Source organism: Mycobacterium sp. E796 (assembly GCF_001672815.1).
In the GTDB taxonomy this organism is placed as follows: domain Bacteria; phylum Actinomycetota; class Actinomycetes; order Mycobacteriales; family Mycobacteriaceae; genus Mycobacterium.
In genome coordinates this window covers 1-598 of the sequence record NZ_LZKK01000339.1, presented here as the reverse complement: position 1 = coordinate 598, position 598 = coordinate 1, and the positions used below count along the sequence as shown (strand labels likewise).

Sequence of the window (598 nt, the reverse complement as noted above, 5' to 3'; positions counted from 1 at the left end):
CAGCGCCAGCCCCACCGCCTGCAGCACGCCCGACATCACCAACTGCCACGAGGCCACCACCGTCGAGGCGCCCCAAAGCCGCTGCTGCCGGAACAGAAACGTCGCCGACAGCACCGGCCCGCCGGGCAGCGTCGTGCTCAACGAGTTTGCGGCGTAGAACGCGGCTTCCGATCGCAGCTGCTTGACGTGCACGCCGGCCGACTTCAGCAGGGTGCGCTGGATCTGGGCGAAGCTGTGCATGGACGCGGCCGCCGCCACCACCGACGCGATCAGCCACCACCAGTTGGCCTCGTACAGGCTCATCCAGGCTTTCGCCAACTGGCGCCACCCCAGCGCGATCTCCACAGCAAGCACGATCGCGACGATGCCGAGGATCACCCAGCGCACCCTGCTGAAGTCGGCCGGCGTGCACGTCAAGCAGCTGCGATCGGAAGCCGCGTTCTACGCCGCAAACTCGTTGAGCACGACGCTGCCCGGCGGGCCGGTGCTGTCGGCGACGTTTCTGTTCCGGCAGCAGCGGCTTTGGGGCGCCTCGACGGTGGTGGCCTCGTGGCAGTTGGTGATGTCGGGCGTGCTGCAGGCGGTGGGGCTGGCGCTG

General features: G+C 68.9%; 2 pseudogenes. One reads left to right on the top strand and one right to left on the bottom strand.

The annotated features are described in order from the left end of the window. Positions 1-387 (bottom strand): annotated as a pseudogene (locus A5706_RS27875) (lysylphosphatidylglycerol synthase domain-containing protein); the annotation flags it as partial. On the opposite strand from A5706_RS27875, the pseudogene A5706_RS27870 reads away from it, so the two are divergent. Then, a pseudogene (locus A5706_RS27870) lies at positions 380-598 on the top strand (TIGR00374 family protein); the annotation flags it as partial. The pseudogenes A5706_RS27875 and A5706_RS27870 overlap by 8 nt on opposite strands.